Origin of the sequence: Parasphingorhabdus sp., assembly GCF_048267785.1 — a bacterium.
In the GTDB taxonomy this organism is placed as follows: Bacteria; Pseudomonadota; Alphaproteobacteria; order Sphingomonadales; family Sphingomonadaceae; genus Parasphingorhabdus.
In genome coordinates this window covers 38,827-59,579 of the sequence record NZ_JBLWWU010000007.1, presented here as the reverse complement: position 1 = coordinate 59,579, position 20,753 = coordinate 38,827, and the positions used below count along the sequence as shown (strand labels likewise).

Here is a 20,753-nt window from a genome sequence, read left to right as displayed (position 1 = left end):
GCGGATATGATCGAGACCATTCCTCTTCCAACCACTCATGATCCGGTCGATCGTGCATTCTGGCAAGGATGCAAGGACGGGAAATTGCTTATCCAGAGCTGCCGTGATTGTGGCCATGTCCAGCATCCGCCGCGTGCTATGTGTCCGGTTTGCCAGTCGATGGAACTCGGCTGGGAACTCGTTTCGGGCAAGGGAACGATCTGGTCCTACACGATCCCGCATCCCCCGTTGCTTCCCGCCTTTGCCGCAATCGCGCCCTACATCGTTGCGGTCATTGTGCCCGACGATTTTCCGGCGATCCGGATCGTTGGTGCGCTGGCCGATCCAGCTGGCGGAACTATTGGCGGAATTACGCCCGATACCGTTGCGATTGGAGCGCCTGTCAATCTCACATTTATTCAACTCGTCGATGATGTCGCGCTGCCATGCTGGTTTCCAGCAGGCAATGACGGTCTCCCGGAAAAGGAAAAGCAGCAATGAAGATAAAATCGCTCGGATATATCGGCCTTGGCAGTAGCAATCCCGATAGCTGGCTGACGTTTGGAACCGAGGTTCTGGGTATGATGCCGGCGCGCGCTATTCCAGGAGAAGGCTGGGACGGCGCAGGAGAGACTGGGGAGACGAGTGGCAAACCCGGCACGGGGCCCGATGGGACGGTCTATCTCAAGATGGACGAGCGCCAGTGGCGGATTGCGATTCACCCGACCGATGGGTCCCGGGATCTGCTCTATATGGGGCTTGAACTCGCTGGGCCGGCTGAGCTCGAAGCGGGGATCGCCGAGTTGCGAGAAGCTGGAATTACCGTTCGCGACGGTAGTTCCGATGAAGCTTTCGGGCGCGCGGTGACGGAAATTGCCTATTGCGAAGATCCGACGGGCAATTCGATCGAACTTTATTATGGGCCAACAACCGACTATAAATTCGCTTCACCATTCCCGGGTCTTGAATTTGTCGCCGGGCATCTTGGGATAGGTCACTTCAACCTGTTCGTGAACAACCAACCCGAATGCTTCGATTTCTATACACGGCTTCTCGGGTTTAAACTGTCAGACTATATCCGTTACGGTCCCGACTCGTCGTTGCAGTTCCTGCGCTGCAACGAACGGCATCACAGCCTGGCGATGGTCGATTTGGGCGGCGGTAGCGCTATCCAACATTTGTTGTTCGAGATGGCAACGATTGATGATGTCGGCATGGCGCTGGACCGGGCCAAGCAATCGGGTGCTGCTGTTGTCAGCTCGCTTGGCCGCCATCGCAATGACGGTATGCTCTCATTCTATATGCGCTCGCCCGGCAATTTCGACATTGAAATCGGCTGCGGTGGTAAACTGCTCGACGACACATGGTCGCCGAACGAGTTTTGCGAAGGCGATGTCTGGGGTCATGACGGGCTGATAGAGGCGGTTATTGAGGCCGGTGAAGTTGCTCGCCAACGGAACGCGGACAGATCGTCCTAATCCGATGCATAGTACTAAAGCCCTCACTATCGATACCGAATATAGGTTAGAAGATCGCTATACCCGCACAAAAGGACGGGTTTTCCTCTCGGGATCACAGGCACTTGTCCGTCTGCCCATGATGCAGCGGCAGCGCGATCTCGCGGCTGGGCTGAACACGGCGGGTTTCATCTCAGGCTATACCGGATCACCGCTCGGCGGCTATGATATTGCACTCAATCAGGTACCGGATCTGCTTGCGGAAAATCATATTCATTTCGAACCAGGCATCAACGAAGATCTCGGCGCAACAGCGGTCTGGGGTTCCCAGCAAGTCGCGCTGTTCGGCAATGCGCGTTATGATGGCGTTTTCGGTATCTGGTATGGCAAGGGACCGGGCGTAGACCGGTCAGGCGATGCGCTGAAGCATGGTAGCTATTCGGGTTCATCGCCCAATGGCGGCGTTTTGGTCCTTGCCGGCGACGATCATGGGGCGAAGTCTTCGACCATAGCCCACCAGAGCGATCACGCATTCATCCATTTCGGCATGCCCTATCTCAACCCGTCGTCGGTGCAGGATTATATCGACTTCGGTCTGCATGGCTTTGCCATGTCCCGCTATTCGGGCTGCTGGATCGGCATGAAATGCGTGACGGATACGATCGAAAGCAGCGCGTCTGTCGAGATCGACCCGGACCGCATCAAGACGAAACTTCCCGATGATGAAAATGCCGACGGTAAACGCAGTACGCGCTGGATGGTCCCTGCATTGGTCGCAGAAAAACGGCAATATCAGGAGCGTATCCCCGCCTTACTCGCCTATGTTCGGGAGAACGGGTTAAACCGCACCGTGATATCGTCGGCCAACAAGCAGTTGGCAATAGTCACGACCGGTAAGACCTTTCTCGACGTGATGCAGGCGCTTGATTATCTGAATCTGGATGCCGCGCGTTGCGAGGCGCTGGGCTTGTCGCTTTTCAAGGTCGCCATGCCGTGGCCGCTGGAACCGGAGGGCATCAGCGAATTTGTCGCGGGTCATCGCGAAATTCTTGTGATTGAAGAAAAACGTCCGGTCATTGAAGATCAACTCGCCCGCCTGCTCGTCAATATGACCGATCACCCAGTGTTGACCGGCAAGTATGACCCGACGGGCGAGCCACTAGTTTCGGCCGAAGGCGAGCTGACACCCGGAACAATTGGTCAGCTGATAGCTGCCCGGCTGAGATCCCTGGTAGGTGGGGGCAAGAGATTGGGCTGCCTTGTCGAAGATGAAAAGACCAAGGATATGCCTATATCCCGATCCGCCTCTCTGGCACGCATGCCCAGCTTTTGCGCGGGATGCCCTCATAACCAGTCAACCAAACTCCCAGAAGGCAGCGTCGCTTTTGGCGGTATCGGTTGCCATGGCATGGCTACCTTCCTACCCGAACGGAACACACCGACATTGTTTCAGATGGGCGGCGAGGGCGCACCATGGATTGGCATTGCCCCCTTCACCGAGACACAGCATATTTTCCAGAATCTTGGCGACGGCACCTATTATCATTCGGGCCTGTTGGCGATCCGGGCTACCGTCGCGGCAGGGGTCAATATCACCTATAAAATCCTTGTAAACGATGCCATCGCCATGACCGGCGGCCAGCCAATTGCGGGAAAGATGCGGGTTGACCAGCTGACCAAGCAGATAAAGGCTGAGGGCGTTGGGGCGATTGCGGTCGTGACCGATCATCCCGAAAGCTATGGTCGTGATGCCGATTTTGCGCCCGGTACAACGGTGCATCATCGTCGTGAACTCGACGAGGTCCAACGCCGGATGCGGGAAATCGCTGGAGCCACAGCGATCATCTATGATCAGAATTGTGCAACCGAACTGCGCCGTCGCAGGAAGCGTGGCAACGCAAAAGACCCGGATCGCCGACCATTCATCAACAGTCGGGTTTGCGAAGGGTGCGGCGATTGCTCCGTCCAATCCAACTGTATCGCCATCGAACCGATTGAGACCGAATTAGGCCGCAAGCGGCGGATCAATCAATCCGCCTGCAACAAGGATTTTTCCTGCCTCGAAGGCTATTGCCCAAGTTTCGTCACCGTTCACGGCGGACGCCCTAGAAAGCGCGGCGGCGGTATTGGCCATAGTTATCAGGATATCCTTGCCTCGATTCCTTCCCCTGAGCCCGCAGCTGTCGCCAAGCCTTTCAATCTGCTGGTCACCGGCATCGGCGGCGCCGGTGTTGTAACCTTAGGCGCGATTCTCGGCATGGCTGCGCATCTCGAAGGCAAGGGTGCGTCGGTGCTTGACGTCACGGGTCTCGCTCAACGCAATGGTCCCGTGACCAGCCATGTTCGCGTCGCCGTTTCGCCGGAAGCGCTGCAGGCCACTCGGATATCCACAGCCGACTTGATAATCGGCAGCGATATCGTGGTCACCGCTAGCGCCGACGTGCTGGGCCGGATGCGGTCAGAACTGACCCGCGCTGTGGTGAACAGCCGTGTTGCGCCAACATCGGATTTTGCGAGCAATCCTGACCTTGATCTGGACGCGAGCACGATGAAGACGCTGATTTCCCAGCGCGGCAAAGCGGTGGAATTCATTGAGGCAAGCCGGCTAGCATATGCGCTGATGGGGAATGAAGTTGGAGCCAATCTTATGCTTGTCGGATATGCGGCACAGCGCGGCTGGCTCCCGATCTCGCTCGAAGCGCTGGACCGAGCTGTCGAATTGAACGGCACTGCGGTTGAAATGAACCGAGCCGCCATCGCTTGGGGCAGGATTGCAGCACACGCCCCGGGCAAACTGATCAATATGATCTCGCCGAAGCAAGCGGACACGGAAGACGTTGATACGCTTGATGCCATCATTACCCGCAACATGTCCGAACTCGAACGCTATCAGGATCGCGCCTATGCAGAGCGCTATCGCGCATTGGTTGATCATGCGCGCAACGCTGAGCAACAACTGAACGCTGGCGGGGACGATTTCGCCCGGGCGGTCGCTCAATATTATTTCAAATTGCTCGCCTACAAGGATGAATATGAGGTCGCGCGCCTGCTGAGCGGAGATGAATTCAGGCGTACACTCGAAGAGGAATTCGAGGGCGATTTCCGCATCGAGTACCATATGGCGCCTCCCATATTTCAGCGGCGGGATCCGCGGACAGGACGCTATCGGAAGCGCAGTTTTGGTGGCTGGATGCGGCCATTACTGGAGCTGCTGGCGAAGTTTCGGAAACTACGCGGCACGCCGTTCGATGTCTTTGGTTATGCCGCGCACCGCCGTCTCGAGCGCGATCTGATCGACGAATATGAAAGCGATATCGCAATGATTATCAATCGTATCAACACGGTGAACCACGATGTGGCGGTGCGCATCGCGCAATGGCCCGAACAGGTACGTGGATACGATACGGTCAAGGACGAGCATATCGCCCGGATGCGCGAAGCGAAGCGTGAATTGATCACCGAACTTGAGGAGGCGCGGCGCGAAGCCGTGCCAGCCTGATCACAATGGGAAAAGTGGAATGACAATTCTTGAAGGTAAAGCGGCCATCGTCACGGGAGGTGGACGCGGCATTGGACGGGGTCACTGTCTCGCACTGGCGGAAGCAGGCGCAAGTGTCGTCGTCAATGATATTGATCCCGAGGCGTCTGCGGAGGTGGTTGGCCAGATCGAGGCTGCAGGCGGTGCAGCGATTGCCAGCGATGCCAATATCGGTATTCGTTCCGGGGCGGAGACTTTGGTTCAGACCTGTATTGACCGGTTCGGTTCCGTCGACGTCTTAGTAAACAATGCCGGCAATCTGCGTGATCGATCCTTTCTGAAAATGTCCGATGAGGAATTTGATGCGGTCTGGACGGTTCATGTGAAAGGGACTTTCTGGTGCAGCCAGACTGCGGCCAAAGCCATGCGCGAGACCGGCAAAGGCGGCGCGATCATCAACACCACGTCGGGGGCGCATTTCGGTAGCTTCGGCCAAACCAATTATGCTGCCGCCAAAGGCGCGATCGCTTCTATGACCTACACTTGGGCGTTGGAACTCTCCCGCTATGGTATTCGCGTAAATGCCATCGGCCCGACCGGCACGACGCGGATGTCGGATACGTTCGCCGGTCAGAAGCTGCCCTATATCGACCCGGGATTGAACGGTCCGCTGGTTGCTTTCCTCGCGAGCGATCTTGCGCGGAATGTCAGTGGCCAGATTTTCGGATCGGGCGGCGAACGCGTGGCGCACATGGTTCAGCCGCATTATGGCAAGACGCTGGTCCGCGAGGGCGGATGGACCGTCGAAGCACTTACCGACCATTTCATGCGCCAGCTTCCGGGGGAATTCGGCGCGCTCGGCATGCTTGGCCAACCCTATCCCTTCCATGATGGCGTAACCCCGCCCGAGCCGTCCGAATGACCTGGGACGCTGCGTTCAAGGACCGGACCGCGATTGTCGGCATCGGACAAACGAATTTTGCAAAAGGACTGCCCGAGACCGAGTTGCAACTCGCCTGTATCGCCATCCGTGCGGCACTGGACGATGCCGGAATCGATGCGGGTGAAGTGGATGCGCTGGGCTGCTTCACCCAGGAGACGACCCCCGAATTTGAGATCGCTCGCAATCTAGGCTTTGGTGAGCTCCATTATTTCAGTCAGGTGGCTCATGGCGGGGGCGCTATTTGCGGCGCAATTGGCCAGGTGGCTATGGCAATTGCACTTGACATAGCCAAGGTAGGAGTCGTGTGGCGGTCACGTAAGCGTGGCGATCCTTCCAAACGGCAATGGGCGGGTGTTCAACCCCGGATTGATGATCACTGGAAATGGTCTCGGCCTCACGGTCTTTCGCGTCCGGTCGACGAAGTTGCGATCATGATGCAGCGCTATATGCATGAGCATGGCGCTAAGCGTGAGGATCTTGCGGCTGTCGCGCTGACCCAGCGCGCTTATGCCAATAGCAATCCGGATGCGCTGATGCGGGAGAAGCCTTTGGACATGGCCACCTATATGGATGCACGGATGATTGCCGATCCGTTGTGCCTGTACGACAATTGCCTTGAGAGCGATGGGGCCATCGCGATAGTTATTGCCGGCGCGGAGCACGCGCGCGATCTGCGCAAACAGCCGGTTCTGATCCATGCCTTTTCGCAGGGGATGACGCGCGAACACCAGTTGATGACGGATTATCACGGCGCCGATCCGTTCCGTAGCTCATCGGGCGCGACGGCGGACAATCTGTGGCGACAGTCGGATATTGGTCCTGCAGATATCGGCGTTGCGCAGATCTACGACGCCTTTTCCCCGCTTGTGCTTTTCAGTCTTGAAAATTATGGTCTGTGCAAACGCGGTGAAGCGGCGGAATTTGTGGCCGGAGGCGGGATGGGCCCAGGCGGTGCGCTGCCCGTTAATACGTCGGGTGGAAGCCTGTCCGAAGTCTATCTGCACGGTGCCAATCTTGTAACCGAAAGCGTCAAGCAGTTGCGCGGATCGGCAGTGAATCAGGTTGAGGACGTCGAGACTTGCCTGGTCAGCACTTGTGACAGCACGCCCAATGGCGCTCTGATCATCAGACGCTAGAGCGGAGACAGATTATGACATTGAAAATTGTACGGGATTCTATTGACCTCGGGATCGTCACGGCCAACGAATCGGCAATGCGCGAATTTTATCAGGAACTGCTGGGTCTGGAAGAGGTTGGCGAGGTGCCGATTGAAAAAGTCGGCCGGATCATCAAACTCCAATGCGGCACGAGTGTCATAAAATTATTCGTCCTGAACGACCCCCCCCAGGCAGATGCGGCTGCAAACCATTATCTGGCAGTCACCGGTCTGCGCTATTTTACCATTCACATTGGCAATCTGCGCCAAGTAATCGAGGAATGTCGCGTCAAAGGCGTGAATATTGTGAACGATATTGTCGAACCACGGCCTGGCGTTATGGCGGCATTGATTGCCGACCCGGACGGAAACACAGTCGAATTGATGGAATCGGCGTAACGCAGTGTTAGACGCAAGCGCCCTGTGGGAGAGGAAAGCAGGATGAATTCAGTATCAAACCAGACCCTTGTCATCACGGGTGGGAGTAGAGGCATCGGACTTGCCACGGCCAAGCGGTTTGCCGAAATGGGATTTGATATCGTCAATCTCGCTCGCTCACCCATCCCTATCGATACGGCGCTGCAGCTTACGGTCGATTTCGCACAAAGCGACTGGGAAGAAACTGTCGGTGATCAACTGTCCTCGGCCTTGGATGGAGCCGAACGGATATGTCTTGTTCACAATAGCGCACTTCAGCTGCCCGGCGATGTTGCGCATATCGACATTCCCGGCCTCAGAAATTCACTCGAGATCAATGTCGTCGCACCGGCAATCCTTAATCGACTCATATTGCCCTCAATGTCAGCGGGCTCGTCAATTATCTATGTTGGATCGACCCTCAGCCATCGAGCGACCTCTGGTATGGCGGCCTATGTCGCCAGCAAGCATGCAGCAGCAGGTCTCATGAAAAGCACCGCGCAGGATCTGGCTGGTACCGGCATCCACACAGCCTGTGTATGTCCCGGCTTCACCAATACCGAGATGCTGCGCAACTATGGCGGAAAGGCCCTTGACCATCTAGCGTCGCTGGTTACGCAAAACCGTCTGATCGAGCCCGAAGAGATTGCCGAGACGATCTTTCATGCCGCGCATAGCCCAGTGCTCAACGGCACGATGTTGCACGCTGATCTTGGTTTTGTTGAGCCCTGACCTTCGTCTTATTCGCAAAATGCGAGTTTAATGTGAGCAAAGTTTCGGTTTTTGTTATAGAGTTGAAGTTGGATATCGCGATGTCGAAAACGGAACACGCGAAGAACCGGAATAGAGCATGATTGGCTCAGCTGATACGGACCGGGGCACAAGCCCCCGTTTGGGCTCACAGTCAGTATGCTTCGCTGTTATACCGCTCACCGGCGGAGGAGAGAAATGTTATGAGTGCCTTGGAAGCCCAACTCGCCCCACGCAAAGTACCGCAACAACAACGAGCGCAATTTACCGTCGATTGTATCCTGAAGGCCGCTGAATCGATCATCCTCAAAAGCGGCTATGATGCGGCGACGACCAACAATATCGCAGAAGTCGCTGGCGTGAGCATTGGCTCACTCTATCAATATTTCGCCAGCAAGGAAGCGATTGCCGCAGCGTTGGTTGAAAGCGCGGTAATGAACGCGACAGAAGTACTGCGCGATTGCCTGATCGAAAATATGGCCAAGCCGCTGGAGGAATCGGCGCGCGAAATCATTCGTACGATTCTGGAGACCCGCAAACAATATAGTTTCATTTTCCTGCGTCTACCGCGCGAAGTTCCCAAACTTGGTCGGCTATCCCGAAACGTGACAACCGAAAAGTTCCTCTACAATACGATCCGTGCTTATTATCAGCATCACCGCACCGAGATTAAGGTCGAAGACCTTGAGGTCGCGATGTTTGTGGCCGAGCATATTATCGTCGGTAGCATCGATGCCTATCTCGATAATAATGCCCCGGTTGTCACCGACGATCAGTTGGTCGATCAACTGTCTGATGCGTTCGTAAAATATCTTACCAAGTGAAAAACACGGAGCGTTTCCATGGACTTTGATTTTGATGCCGATCAGCTTGCGTTCGTGGCTGAAGTTAGGGCGTTTCTCGATGAAGTTCGACAATGGCCCGATGCGGCCGATATCATGTGCCCCGAACGCGAATCGGATTCGATCCTTGCCGATACACCGGCGCGGAAGGCCTTTAACAGGGAACTTGCGAAGCGTGGTTATCTCGGCCTCTCCTGGCCGAAGGAATACGGCGGGCAAGGCCGGCCGGGCATATACGAATATCTGCTGAATGAGGAACTGTCGCGGGTTGGCGCTCCGCTAATTGGTAAAGGTGTCGGCTGCGTCGGCCAGACGCTTATCCGCCATGGTTCGGAGAAGTTGAAGCAGGAATTCCTGCCCAAGATCCTGCGCGCTGAAGTTGAATTTGCCCTTGGCTATTCCGAGCCACACGCCGGGTCCGATCTCGCGGCGCTCAAGCTACGCGCGGAGCGGGAGGGAAATGGCTGGCGGATCAATGGCCAGAAAATGTTCACCACCTCGGCCCATTTTGCTGACTGGTATTGGCTCGCCGCCCGCACAGATTTCGATGCGCCCAAGCATAAGGGTATAAGCGTTTTTCTCGTGCCGATGGATCAGCCGGGGATCACAATTCATCCGATCGAAACCATGGGTGAACATGTCACAAATCAGGTCTTCATCGACAATGTCTTTGTCGAAGAGGCCTATCTGGTCGGCGAATTAAACAAGGGCTGGACCTATATTTGCGAGGCGCTCGATTATGAACGCTTCACCTTTTACACCTTCAGCCCGCTTGAAGAGAAACTGATCGCAATACGCGAGCTTCTCCGTCACACAGTGCGCAATCAAAATTCAGTTCTTGACGAGCCCCAAATTCGCCGGCGCCTCGCCAAGCTGACTGCAGAGGTGGAAACAGCCAAGATGCTGCAACGCAGGGTGATCTATGCTTCAACGCTCGGTCGCGTACCGAGTATCGAAGCGGCGATGTGCAAACTTTACAGCACCGCCCTGCATCAGCGTCTCGCTGATTTTGCGCTTGATAGCCTTGGTGCAAACGGGCTCCTCCACAAGGATGAGGCCGATGCACCCGCTGACGGCAAATGGGAATGGTCCTATCGGGCGACCGCGCTCGACACAATCGGTGCGGGCACGTCGGAAATCCAGAAAAATATCATCGCCCGACGAGCGCTGGAACTTCCACTCAAATATTGACGGTCTGACGGAGCGGGTGCCGCCCACGCTACGGTGTCAATCTCTCCCGGGCATCGGGCAGGGCAATATCTATCAGCGCCGCGGTGCGTTCGTCGGGTGTTTTGCCGCGTAAATCGGCGATCCCATATTCTGTCACGACATAGTCGACATCGGTGCGGGGAACCGTGACCGGTGCATCGTCTGATAACCGACGGACAATTCGCGAGCGTTGCCCGCTCGCATCGGTTGCCGGCAGCGCAATGATCGAACATCCTCCCGGCGACCGGTGACCGGCCGCTGAAAAATCCGGCAGCCCGCCCGCAGCGCTGATGTAACGGTCGCCGGCTTTCTCCGCGTTAACCTGACCAAGTAAATCGACTTCAATTGCCGAATTTACGGTGATCAGTCCCTCAATCTCCGCGAGCGTTGCCGGATTATGAGTATGATCGATTGGATAAAGCTGAAAATCCGTCCGTCCGTCCAGCCAGCGATAGAAGTCCTGACTGCCCATGACGGTCGCGCAATGCATCAAGCTATCAGGGTCGATTGCGCCCGCCTCGACGAGCATTCGAACGTCGCCCGAAATCAATCCAGAATGAATCTTGAGCTTGCGGTGCCGGGTGAGTTTGGAAAAGAGTGCGCCGGGTACGCGTCCGATACCGGTTTGAAGGGTGGCATTGTCGCAGATCAAACCGGCCAGATGGTCGGCAATTGCGCCGGTAACCGGGTCGACTGCAGCACCGGTCGGAGCAAGACTGCGCGGCGGTGTATCATCGATATAACTGTGGCTGAACTGGTCAACATACAGGCAACCATCGTGGGGGATAACCGGCAGAGACGGGCAAATAATCGCTACTTTCTGCGATGCCGAAACGAGCGACGCTGCAACAAATTCTGCGGAAAGGCCGGGCGTAACCATCCCGTCCTTGTCGGGTCGGCTTACGGGGATGAACACCGTGTCTGCCGCAAAGGCACGAATGGCGTCCGATACACCGAAATAGGTCGAAATGATTTGCCGATAATTCCCCGTAGCATCTTTGGGCAATGGGAAAAAACCTGTCACATTCGCCGCGCGACTGATCAGAGCGCAATCATATGGATTGATCCCGGAAACGAAGGAGGTGAGAACCGAGAGGTGGGAAACCGTCTCAGGATCATCCTGAACAATCGCATGAAGCGACCGGGGTTCCCCCGACATGCCCTGAAGGAAGAGTTTCTCCGCATCGCGTAGCACCTGTTTCACGCCAAGTGCGTCAATTTGCTTCACGGCCATATACGAGCCAATCTCAGAGCAGACTTAGCGCGGCTGAAATCGGATAGGCATGGCTATATAGCCTTGCAGGAATTCTCCGAAAATGCGTCTGCAACCGCTTTGGTCGATCTCGAATTCCGGAATTGAGCCGATCAGTTCCTCTATCATCACGCGCCCCTCCAGTCGCGCCAGGTGCTGGCCAAGGCAGAAATGCAAACCGGTGCCGAAAGACAGGTTTCGGCGCTGTTTACGGGTGATGTCAAACGTGTCGGCAGCGTCAAATTCGCGCTCATCCCGGCACGCGGCTGCATAGAGGAACAGAATTGACTGGCCCTCCCGCATCACCTGCCCATGCAATTCGACATCTTTTGCGATACGCCGACCGAGCAGATTAGTCGGCTGATCGAAGCGTGCAGCTTCTTCAAACGCTCCCGCGATCAAGCTGGGATCCTCGCGCACCATCGCAAGCTGATCGGGATGTTGATCGAGATAATAGATGCAGCTCGCGGTAGCGAACGGAACGGTATCGGATCCTGTAATCACCATCGCGAACAGACTGAAGAAAATCTCGTCATCCGACAAACCGCCATCAATTTCAGCGTCCAGCCAGCTGACGATATGGCTATGTTCGGCAGGCCTTTGTTTGCGATATTTATCAATCAGTCCAAGGATATACGTATGGGCTTCGGCAAAGGCTTCGGCACCGGCTTCGGTGGTCCCACGCACGCCGGATTCGCGCTGGTAAAAACGGTTGATAAAACCTCGGATTTGCAGAACCTCTTCGAGCTCAAGACCGATAAAAGCCGCGATCAGTTCCAGCGCCGTGCGGCTGCCGAGCGCATAGACATCCAGCTCTCCCTGTTCGAGCATAGGTTTAAGCAATTTACGCACGACCCCGCGAACATGATCCTCAATCAGGGCGATCTTGTCCTTCATATAGGATCGCCCGATCAGTCCCCGATATTTGCCATGCTCGGGCGGATCCATAAACAAAAAGACATGCGGCTGGGGTGCGCGAGACAGAAACAGAGCGTCGGGAGAGGTGCCATAAGAGGCAGTAAAGGATTTGCGATCCATGCTGGCCTGCCAGATATCATCAAACCGTGTCAGTGCCCAACAATCAAGATCTTCGATATAGTAAGCCGGAGCCTCGGCCTGCATCCGTTTGTAAACCGGCCAGGGGTTTGACCAGAGGCTTTCATCATAAGGCGAGTATCGAAGGGGCATGGGTTGGGGACCTTTCACCGGGTTTCAGATGAGATTTTGGCAACAGCTGCGGCAATCGCATCATCATGTTCAAGACCATGATGGGCGAGCGCTTGCAGACTGGCGCAATGGTCGAGAAAATCGTCGAGCGGCATACGTTGGCCCATCGACAATAAGCGTTTCGCGAGCCGGATAGCGCGCCGGGGCTGGCCAGCAAACCCGGCAGCCAGCACCTCAGCGCGCGACAGCAAATCTTCTGGTTTGGCAAGCTCCAGGAAAACCCCGATTGCGAGAGCCTCTTCGGCCTCCACGATACGGCCCGAAAAGGTCATCTCAGCCGCACGCTGATTGCCGACCACGCGCGGAAGGAACCACGCTCCGCCATCGCCGGGCACGAGACCAAGTGTGACGAAGGATTCTGCGATCTTGGCTCTGGTGGATCCTAAACGAATATCGCACATGCACGCTAGATCGAGCCCCGCTCCGATCGCTGCTCCGTTGACGGCAGCAATCACCGGTATTTCGGTGCGATAAACCGCAAGGCTCATCTTTTGAATGCCGCGCCGATAGGCGTCCTGCACCGCTATCGGTTCACCGCCGAACATTCCGGTCTTTGCGGCCATGTCCTTGATATTGCCACCGGCAGAAAAGGCCCTGCCATCACCGGTCAGAATCAGCGCGCCAACGCGTTCGTCCTCGCTCGCCCATTTGCAGACAGTGACGATATCCTGGATTAGCGCTGTTCCAGTCAGCGCGTTGCGAACATCGTCGCGGTTGAAGCGCAATGTAGCAACACCATCGGAAAGGCTGAGTATACTGTCAGCGCAATGCGGCAGATCGAAGGCTTCGATCATGCCGGATGTCCTTGTTCAGCGGCGATTACCCGGTCACTGCGCGCTGTAATCCAATGCCAGAGTGGTTCTGGACGCGCAGCAAGTGCGAAATGACCAAGCCACTGCGCCCAATATTCCTCATTGCCATATTCGCGCGCCCAGGCTTGAGCAGTCTGGCTGAAGCGATGAAGGGAGAATTCGCGAGTGAATCCAATCGCACCATGGATTTGATGCGCAATGTCGGCAGCGATAGTGGCGGCGCGGTTGGCACGATATTTTGCTGCCGCCATTTCGAACCCGGCCTCTCCCGCGACGGCCGCCTGACAGGCGCTGTCTACGGCACAGCTGACAGCGGCATTTTCTTCGGCCAGCACAGACAGTTGGTGTTGTATCGCCTGGAAGCGACCGAGGGGTCTGCCGAACTGAGACCGCTCCTGGGCATGATTGATCGTCATACGCGACATCGCTTCAACGGCGCCGGCGATCTGGCAGGCGCGCATTAGCGCGGCCTCTGCGAAATAGGACTCTTGGCTAAGCGCCAGTGGGCCGTCGGCGATGGCCAAATCTCTGCTGCATCGAAGGGTGGCGTGCTGGTTGGACGTGTTCCCGCGATTGCTTTGGTCGGGAAGGATCTCGGTCGGCCGCAATGACCACCGATCCGATTCGAAAACCATGATCCACTGCGTCTGTGCCCCCCATCGTACGTTCCGCAGCACCAGATCGTTCGTCGCGTCCGATGGAGCAAAAGCAAACTGAACCATGCCTTTGGGACAGGTCTGATCAAGCCGGTGCAGCCAGTGTTGAACCAGAATATTTTCGCCGAGAGGCAAGGCTAGTCCATGCGCGCCCAGCGCCTTCAATACAGGACCGGTATCTTCCCAGTTGCCGGCAAACCCACCTTCTTCCTCAGCAAGCATCAACCGGGGAAGGCCCAGGTCCTGAAGCGCTTTCCAGTCTTTATCGAAAATATTGTCAGAGCAGCTGTCCAGCTTATTTTTCACCGCAAGATCGGTAAAGAGCTTTTCCACCATATCCATGAGCATCACACGATTTTCGTTCATCTCAGTCCGATCCCCCGGGCAATAATCCCGCGCAAGATTTCGCGCGTTCCACCGCGCAAGGAAAAGCTCGGAGATGCGCCAATCAGATAGGTCAACGTGGCCTCCAGTTCGCCGTCATCGTCATGAATCGAACCGTCGTCCCAAGCGGCTTGAAGATCGCGGGACACCGATTGTTCGAACTGAGCGCCAAGATCCTTAACGATTGAAGCTTCGATCATTGGATCATCGCCACGTTCAAGCTTGCCGGCGACGGCGAGAGACATCTGCCGCAATGTCCACAAATCAGCCGCCCAGCGTCCAATCAACCCCATAAGGACGTCGGACGGCGTATCGGAAAGCGCATTCAGCGTTTCTTCGATGAGAACATGACTACTGAGAAAACGCTCGGGGCCGCTGCGCTCAAGCGCCAGTTCGGCGTTGACCTGCGCCCACCCCTTGCCTGACTCGCCGAGCAACATATCGGCCGGGACTTTCACGTCATCGAAGAAGACTTCACAAAATTGCGCGTCGCCCATCTGGTCTTCAATGGGACGGATCGTAATACCGGGGGAAGAAAGGTCGATAATGAACTGGCTCAGGCCGTTGCGATGATCGGCGTCATCGCTCGACGTCCGGACAAGCGCGATCATATAATGCGCGTCCTGGGCGTGGGACGTCCAGATTTTCGATCCCGTTATTCGCCAGACATCCCCATCGAGCGTTGCCCGGGTTCTAAGCGAAGCAAGATCGGAGCCGGAATCCGGTTCGCTCATGCCAATACAGAAATAGAGTTCTCCGGCGGCCATTTTCGGCAGGAAGTCAGCCTTCTGGGCTTCACTGGCATAGCGGAGCAACATTGTACCACTTTGCCGATCAGCAAACCAATGGGCGGCAACTGGAGCGCCAGCTGCCAGCAACTCCTCTACGATCCGATAGCGAACAAGATGGCTGGAGGCCGTGCCGCCGAACCTTTCGGGCCAAGTGACACCGATCCAGCCCTTTGCGCCTAGGGCCTGGCTGAAAGCACCATCGCAGGCAGACCAGCTTCTGGCACGCTGAACGGGAGCCAGACCGTGAAGCCGCTCATCCAGAAAGGATCGGATATCTTCGCGCGCAGGTGCACCATCGGGCGCCATCCGGATAGGCGGGAAATCGGGAGTCATAATATAGCTGTTCTCCAGCGATAATATGGAAGTGGTTCGGAGCCCATTCAGGATCCTTTCAACTGAGTTATTCGGCCCCAAAGCCTATCCAACGGCGCAATCAGCAGCACCTCGCATCGCGCTCACTTCTGGGTTTCATGGTCGTGAATTTCGCCAGGGTCATCCGATTGGAAAGCTTATGTGGCAATATGAAAGCCGCCATCGACCGAGAGATGCTGGCCAGTCACGTAGCTGGCGGCATCGGTGAGGAAGAACCATGTGGCCGGTGCAACTTCGTCTGACGCGGCAAAACGCCCGAGCGGGATTTGTTTAAGATAGCGATCGCGGAATTTCTCGTTGCGGATGGTGTCGGTCATCGGCGTTTCAACCACACCGTAACAGATACTGTTCACGGTAATATTGTGACGGGCCCATTCGCGTGCGGCGCTCATTGTCAGACCCAGAACCCCGGATTTCGCGGCACCATAATTGATCTGGCCAATCGTACCACGGCGCCCGGCATCCGATGAAATATTGACGATTCGACCGGGCATCGGGTCGCCACTGGCCGCCTTTTCGATCAGAGCCCGGCCAACGGCACGCAAACACAGAAAGGCACCGGTGAGATTAACGTCGATGACCTGCTGCCAGTTATCGAGGCTCATTTCATGCGCCATGGCAGCGCGGACTATACCGGCATTATTGATCAGGCCGTGCAGGTCGCCGAAATGGTCTAGCGTCTTGGTTATCAATGCAGTGACCTCAGCCTCGTCGGCCACATTAGCTTTAATGCAAGTCAGATTTGGGTTGTTGATTTCGTCCGCAACCTGGTTGAGCGTCTTTTCATTGATATCAACGAGGGCGATCTTCGCGCCCCGTTCCAGTCCGAATTCGGCGAGCGCGCGCCCCACGCCCTGCCCGCCGCCGGTGATGATATACGTTCGGCCTTCCAGCCTGAATGGGTCAGTCATAACATTATCTCATTTCTGTGGTTAGTAGGAGAGGTGCTCAGCAGGTACCGATGACCGAGATGCTGCTTACATTCTTGTTCGGAAAGCCCCCCAGATTATGGGTCAAGCCAAGCTTTGGCGCGTTGAGCTGCCGATCACCGGCGGTGCCCCGCAATTGCTGGTAGAGTTCATAGACCATACGCAAACCAGTCGCGCCGATCGGATGGCCGAAACATTTGAGGCCGCCATCAATATTGCACGGTATTTCTCCATCGCTGTCATATTTGCCAGCGAGCACATCCTGCCAACCATGACCGATGTCGGACAGACCAAGATCTTCCATTGTCACCAGCTCGGTAATCGAAAAACAGTCATGCACTTCAATCAGGTCAATTTCGGTGCGGGGATCCTTGATCCCGGCTTCCCGATACGCGCGTTCAGAGGCGATCCGCGTCGTCATCGCATAGCTGCCGTCCCAGCTGTCATGGCTGATTTCCGAACCGTTGCTGAGCGCGAGTTGCATAGATTTAACGGTGATGAGCGGGCCGTTCCCGCCGAGCTTTTCGGCAAGTGCAGGTGTTGTGACGATAGCGCAAGCAGAACCGTCACTGACGCCACAACAGTCGAACAGGCCGAGGGGATAGGCGATCATCGGAGCGCCAAGAATTTTCTCCTTGGTCACGCGTTTGCGCAAATGGGCTTTTGGATTGAGCGCGCCATTTTCATGGCTCTTCCACGAAACGTGGGCCATCGCTTCCTTAAGCTGATCCATATCAACGCCATGGCGCGCAACATAAGCGCTCGCAAACTGAGCAAAGCTGCCAGGCGCGGTAACGCTAGGGAACCAGAGATCCTCAAACGTGCCTTTGGTGCGCTCTGGCAACCCACCATAGCCTGTATCCTTGAGCTTCTCGACGCCGAGCGCCAGCGCAATATCATAGGCCCCGGATGCCACGCCATAGACCGCGCCACGCAGCGCTTCGGTGCCCGTTGCACACATATTCTCCACCCGCGTCGCCGCGATATTGGGCAGGCGTAGCGTGGAGGAGAGCGAGAGCGCCGACTTGCCGGGCCCCTGATCGTCCGACGACAGGCCGAGCCACGCCGCTTCGATCCGGTCACGCTCTATATTGGCGTCTGCCAGCGCTTCGCCGAAAGATTCGACCATCAGGTCTTCAGCGCTGCAATCCCAGCGTTCACCAAATTGCGAACAGCCCATGCCGATAATGGCAACCTTGTCACGAATACCTTCAGCCATTGGTTTTTCCTTTGTGTTCGGATTGGAGGGATGGTGCGCGCGGCGGCACAGCTTTCCAGCAATAGCGCCGGAACTGCCTCCTCTCATCGATGTCCTTGATGCGAAATTGCATGGCGAGTGGCGCGCCAACCGAGACCTCACCCGGCTCGAAATCGCTGAATTCGAGCATCGCCACACCACCGCCTTGGAAGCGAACATTCCCATACATGAGTGGGGGATTATAGGAGAGCGCCAGCCAGTCCTCCGTGAATGATTTGACCGACGCCAACTTATCGGCAAACGGTTCGGGCTGCTGTGTATCGGTTTCCCGACAGTCGGGATTGACGCAGACCCGGCTCATCGGGAACTGTGGAGTATCGCAAGCTATGCAGCGCCCGCCGGTGCAACTCGTAACCGTCTGGCGATGTCGGTAAAAAGCGGATTGGGCAGTGCGATTATCACGTTCGTCGCGCATGCCCCAATCCATCGCAACATGGCCGTTGAAGGAAAGGAAACGCAGATAATTATCATCCGACACGCCGCTTTCGAGCATGGCGTCTGCGCCAGTCATGGCAGCGGCTGCCCCGATCTGGTCGGTCGCGCGGAACAGTAATGCTTCTGCGCCCTGACCATATCCCATAACCAGAATAAGATCTCCCGGCACGGCCGACTGCAATACTTTGGTCAGCAGAAGTAGCGGATGCCCGGTGCCTGTGTCTCCGCACTCAGCGTGCAGATCTGAAGTGACAGCATTCTCTGCAATTCCGCAGCGCCCCGCCACCGCCTTCGCATCCCGTCCACCAAGTCCCGCAGCAACGAAATGTGCGATGGCCTCGCCTGAAACTTCGTGCTGGACGAGCAGTTCTTGCACGATCGACGGAATGATCTTCATTCCCCCCTCGTCACGTGCCCACCGTTCCTCAAGCTGATAATCAAAGTCGGCATTGCTGGTCCGATAATGGTCGGTAAAATCAACCGAAACCGCCGTGCCGCCTATATAGTCCGCGATCAGTGCGTCAGAGCCGGTCACAATCGCGGCTGCCGCATCACCGAGACGCATCTCTTGCGCGCTGCCGGGCCGGGTCAAACGCTTGTCGGAAGCGACGACCAAGCTGTTGCCGGGGCCTTCAAGAGCCGTGCGAAGCGCGCCCACACCGGCTCTCAAAGAACCACCCGCGTCGGTGCTGCGGATGGCCGCAGGAAGCGAGACGGCCTCCGCAATCAGTCCGGCATTCTGTCGATCAGCAAAAGGCATCGTCGTCGAAGCAAAGGCAAGCGCGTCGATGGCTTTTGATCCGCCCAGCGCAGAGAGCGCGAGACGGGAAGCCTCTACCGCCATTGTCAGACTGTCTTCGTCATGTGCGCAAATCGCCCGGTCTCCACGTGCTGCGGAGGCCAGGCCGGGGCTAACCCAGGCATTGGCCGTACCAATGGCTTTTCTCGCAAGCCTGCGCCTCGGTACATAGGCGCCGAATGAAACAATCCCGCGGTGTTGCAATGAAGTCTCCTGTGACAAGTTGGCTGTGACCAGACGCTGCTTCTGAGCGCAGCCCCGGTTCCTGTGGGGAATGCCGCCCTCGCTAAGCTGAGTCCGGCTCAGCTTGAACTCGCATCGACACGTCTATCGGTGAAGTTTCGGCAATCGCGAATTGCGAGTTTGAACTGAGGTGAATGCACCATAGCTATTGCGACCATACGAACACCGCTATTTGCAAAAGGGGCATGCCGTCATGAACGCCACCAGAGAAGCCGACCACATCACGATGCTGCGAGATACGATGCGCCGTTTCATTGACAACGAAATGCCGCGCGAGCTGGCCCAGCAATGGGACAAAGAGAATATTTTTCCTCGCAATGTGCACGACAAGTTAGTTGAACTTGGCCTGACAGGTCTCACGGTTGCCGAGGAATATGGTGGCAGCGGGCGAGACATCACCGCGACAATTATGGTTATTGAAGAATTATGTTCGCGCAGCATGGCGGTGGGCTGCGCCTATATTCAGTCGACCTGCTATGCTGGCCTCAACATCAGCGAAGTCGCGAGCGAAGAGCAGCGCCGGGCATTGCTGCCGAAGGTCGCATCCGAGGGATTGATGGTTGCTTATGGTTTCAGCGAGCCCGATGTCGGCGCTGATCTGGCGAGCGTGCGGACCGTTGCAGTGCGCGATGGCGACGAACTGGTCATTAACGGGCATAAGCGCTTCTGCTCAGGCGCGAAGATTTCGGAATATATCTATGCACTCGTCCGCACCGGGCCGGCCGAGGAAAAATACAAGAACCTGTCCCTTGTCCTTATCCCGCCGAACGCCGAAGGCATTGTGATGACCGCTCAGGATACGATGGGGCTAAAGGGCGGCGGGACATTCGACATCAGCCTTGATGATGTCCGCGTGCCCATTTCAAATGTCATCGGAGGTGAAGAAGGGATCAACAAGGGCTGGTCCAAACTGGTCGGTCCGGGTCTTGATATTGAAAAGATTGAGGTAGCGGCCATGGCGCTCGGGATTGCGCGCGGGGCGGTCGATGACGCCTGGAATTATGCACAGGAGCGTGTCCAGTTCGGCAAACCGATCTGCACGATCCAGTCCGTCCGTCACATGCTGGCCGATGTGAAGACCAAGTTCGAAGCCTGTCGCCTCATGACCTATAATGCCGCAGCTCTGATCGACGCGAAGCAGCCCGCAGGGGCCGATACCTCCATGGCCAAATTGTTCGTCTGCGATACAGCCCGCGACATCGTGCTGACCTGTCAGCAGATCATGGGCGCTTATGGCTATGTGCGCGATTTCGACATGCAGCGCTATGTACGCGATATCCTGGTCATGCCTATTCTTGGCGGTTCCTCTGCCATTCAGCGCAACAATATCGCCAATCTGCTCAAATTGCCGCGTTAGCGGATCA

General features: G+C 56.4%; 18 protein-coding genes. 10 read left to right on the top strand and 8 right to left on the bottom strand.

Going from position 1 to position 20,753, the window contains the following annotated elements; genetic code table 11:
- Positions 1–6 precede the first annotated feature (6 nt).
- The 9 genes from ACN0VD_RS07405 to ACN0VD_RS07365 all read left to right on the top strand — a co-directional run bounded on the left by ACN0VD_RS07405 (position 7) and on the right by ACN0VD_RS07365 (position 10,213).
- A complete protein-coding gene (locus ACN0VD_RS07405; protein WP_417593205.1) occupies positions 7–480 on the top strand; it encodes a Zn-ribbon domain-containing OB-fold protein in 474 nt (157 codons plus the stop codon).
- Positions 477–1,457 (top strand): VOC family protein, encoded by a 981-nt coding sequence (locus ACN0VD_RS07400; RefSeq protein ID WP_417593203.1) that lies wholly within the window; start codon positions 477–479, stop codon positions 1,455–1,457. Before ACN0VD_RS07405 ends, ACN0VD_RS07400 begins: the two co-directional genes overlap by 4 nt.
- Positions 1,458–1,461: 4 nt before the next feature.
- Positions 1,462–4,935: an indolepyruvate ferredoxin oxidoreductase family protein gene (locus ACN0VD_RS07395; protein WP_417593201.1), complete on the top strand. Its 3,474-nt coding sequence runs from the start codon at positions 1,462–1,464 to the stop codon at positions 4,933–4,935.
- 19 nt (positions 4,936–4,954) lie between these two features.
- Positions 4,955–5,836, top strand: coding sequence for an SDR family NAD(P)-dependent oxidoreductase (locus ACN0VD_RS07390; protein WP_417593199.1), 882 nt, complete (start codon positions 4,955–4,957; stop codon positions 5,834–5,836).
- A complete protein-coding gene (locus ACN0VD_RS07385; RefSeq protein WP_417593197.1) occupies positions 5,833–6,993 on the top strand; it encodes a thiolase C-terminal domain-containing protein in 1,161 nt (386 codons plus the stop codon). The genes ACN0VD_RS07390 and ACN0VD_RS07385 overlap by 4 nt, the downstream gene beginning before the upstream one ends.
- Before the next feature lie 14 nt (positions 6,994–7,007).
- Entirely contained in the window at positions 7,008–7,412 is a 405-nt protein-coding gene (locus ACN0VD_RS07380) for a VOC family protein (RefSeq protein ID WP_417593195.1), read from the top strand.
- A gap of 42 nt (positions 7,413–7,454) precedes the next feature.
- Positions 7,455–8,162, top strand: coding sequence for an SDR family NAD(P)-dependent oxidoreductase (locus tag ACN0VD_RS07375; protein WP_417593193.1), 708 nt, complete (start codon positions 7,455–7,457; stop codon positions 8,160–8,162).
- A 221-nt stretch (positions 8,163–8,383) separates the two neighbouring features.
- Complete coding sequence (locus ACN0VD_RS07370; protein ID WP_417593191.1) at positions 8,384–9,004, top strand: TetR/AcrR family transcriptional regulator; 621 nt, start codon at positions 8,384–8,386, stop codon at positions 9,002–9,004.
- A gap of 18 nt (positions 9,005–9,022) precedes the next feature.
- Complete coding sequence (locus ACN0VD_RS07365; protein WP_417593189.1) at positions 9,023–10,213, top strand: acyl-CoA dehydrogenase family protein; 1,191 nt, start codon at positions 9,023–9,025, stop codon at positions 10,211–10,213.
- Positions 10,214–10,241: 28 nt separating this feature from the next.
- On the opposite strand, the gene ACN0VD_RS07360 is transcribed toward ACN0VD_RS07365, so the two are convergent.
- The 8 genes from ACN0VD_RS07360 to ACN0VD_RS07325 all read right to left on the bottom strand — a co-directional run bounded on the left by ACN0VD_RS07360 (position 10,242) and on the right by ACN0VD_RS07325 (position 19,350).
- Positions 10,242–11,465 carry an acetyl-CoA hydrolase/transferase family protein gene (locus ACN0VD_RS07360; protein ID WP_417593187.1) on the bottom strand — a complete coding sequence of 408 codons (1,224 nt, stop codon included), beginning with the start codon at positions 11,463–11,465 and terminating at the stop codon, positions 10,242–10,244.
- Positions 11,466–11,489: 24 nt separating this feature from the next.
- A complete protein-coding gene (locus ACN0VD_RS07355; protein WP_417593185.1) occupies positions 11,490–12,671 on the bottom strand; it encodes a cytochrome P450 in 1,182 nt (393 codons plus the stop codon).
- A 14-nt stretch (positions 12,672–12,685) separates the two neighbouring features.
- Positions 12,686–13,504, bottom strand: a complete 819-nt coding sequence (locus tag ACN0VD_RS07350; RefSeq protein WP_417593183.1) for an enoyl-CoA hydratase-related protein — start codon at positions 13,502–13,504, stop codon at positions 12,686–12,688.
- Positions 13,501–14,544, bottom strand: a complete 1,044-nt coding sequence (locus ACN0VD_RS07345) for an acyl-CoA dehydrogenase family protein (protein WP_417593181.1) — start codon at positions 14,542–14,544, stop codon at positions 13,501–13,503. The genes ACN0VD_RS07350 and ACN0VD_RS07345 overlap by 4 nt, the downstream gene beginning before the upstream one ends.
- Entirely contained in the window at positions 14,541–15,686 is a 1,146-nt protein-coding gene (locus ACN0VD_RS07340) for an acyl-CoA dehydrogenase family protein (RefSeq protein ID WP_417593179.1), read from the bottom strand. The genes ACN0VD_RS07345 and ACN0VD_RS07340 overlap by 4 nt, the downstream gene beginning before the upstream one ends.
- 176 nt (positions 15,687–15,862) lie before the next feature.
- Complete coding sequence (locus ACN0VD_RS07335; RefSeq protein WP_417593177.1) at positions 15,863–16,636, bottom strand: SDR family NAD(P)-dependent oxidoreductase; 774 nt, start codon at positions 16,634–16,636, stop codon at positions 15,863–15,865.
- Positions 16,637–16,673: 37 nt separating this feature from the next.
- Complete coding sequence (locus ACN0VD_RS07330; protein ID WP_417593175.1) at positions 16,674–17,873, bottom strand: acetyl-CoA acetyltransferase; 1,200 nt, start codon at positions 17,871–17,873, stop codon at positions 16,674–16,676.
- On the bottom strand, positions 17,866–19,350 hold the full coding sequence (locus ACN0VD_RS07325; RefSeq protein ID WP_417593173.1) for a 3-oxoacyl-ACP synthase: 1,485 nt from the start codon (positions 19,348–19,350) through the stop codon (positions 17,866–17,868). The genes ACN0VD_RS07330 and ACN0VD_RS07325 overlap by 8 nt, the downstream gene beginning before the upstream one ends.
- Positions 19,351–19,582: 232 nt before the next feature.
- On the opposite strand from ACN0VD_RS07325, the gene ACN0VD_RS07320 reads away from it, so the two are divergent.
- Positions 19,583–20,746 carry an acyl-CoA dehydrogenase family protein gene (locus ACN0VD_RS07320; RefSeq protein ID WP_417593171.1) on the top strand — a complete coding sequence of 388 codons (1,164 nt, stop codon included), beginning with the start codon at positions 19,583–19,585 and terminating at the stop codon, positions 20,744–20,746.
- Positions 20,747–20,753: the final 7 nt, after the last annotated feature.